General features: G+C 70.8%; 1 protein-coding gene. It reads right to left on the bottom strand.

Going from position 1 to position 746, the window contains the following annotated elements; all coding sequences use genetic code 11:
* Positions 1 to 675, bottom strand: a 675-nt coding sequence (locus A5624_RS01460; protein ID WP_156748729.1) for a class I SAM-dependent methyltransferase, incomplete at its 3' end; no start/stop codon positions are given.
* Positions 676 to 746: the final 71 nt, after the last annotated feature.

Raw genomic sequence — 746 nt, 5'->3', positions numbered from 1 at the left:
CGCCGCCGCCCGCGACGATTCGTCGAGCTCGGCCTGCGGGCGCCGCCAGCTGCCCAGGCCGGGCAGCTTGGTGACGTTGGTGGCGATGCGCCAGGTCAGGGTGGACAGCTCGCGGGCGTAGACGTCGCCGGCGCTGGTCGGCTCGCCGGCGAAGACGAACCGGCCGCCCGGGCGCAGCACCCGGATCACCTCGCGCAGCGACAACTCCACATCGGGGATGTGGTGCAGCACCGCGTGGCCGACGACCAGGTCGAAGGTGTTGTCCTCGTACGGGATGCCCTCGGCGTCGGCGACCCGGCCGTCGATGTCGAGGCCCAGCGACTGCCCGTTGCGGGTGGCGACCTTGACCATGCCCGGCGACAGGTCGGTCACCGATCCGCGCCGGGCCACCCCGGACTGGATCAGGTTGAGCAGGAAAAACCCAGTGCCGCAACCCAATTCAAGGGCCCGGTCGTAGGGCAGCTCGCGCCGCACCTCGTCCGGCACGATGGCGTCGAAGCGGCCCCGCGCGTAGTCGATGCAGCGCTGGTCATAGGAGATCGACCACTTGTCGTCGTAGGTCTCGGCTTCCCAGTCGTGGTAGAGCACCTGGGCCAGCTTGCTGTCGTGCCGGGCGGCCGTTAGGCTGCCCTGCATGACCAGTTCGACGGACGCCGTTCCGACGCCCCACGCCATCGCCCTGACCAGCGGAGAACACCTCGACGTAGCGGCGGCGTTCGGCGGCGAGCCGCTCGGCCAGCCCCAGG

The sequence above is a fragment of the Mycobacterium sp. 1482292.6 genome (assembly GCF_001672995.1).
Classification (GTDB): Bacteria; Actinomycetota; Actinomycetes; order Mycobacteriales; family Mycobacteriaceae; genus Mycobacterium; species Mycobacterium europaeum_A.
The sequence above is the reverse complement of the archived record's forward strand: the minus strand, read 5'-3'. Positions and strand labels throughout refer to the sequence as shown.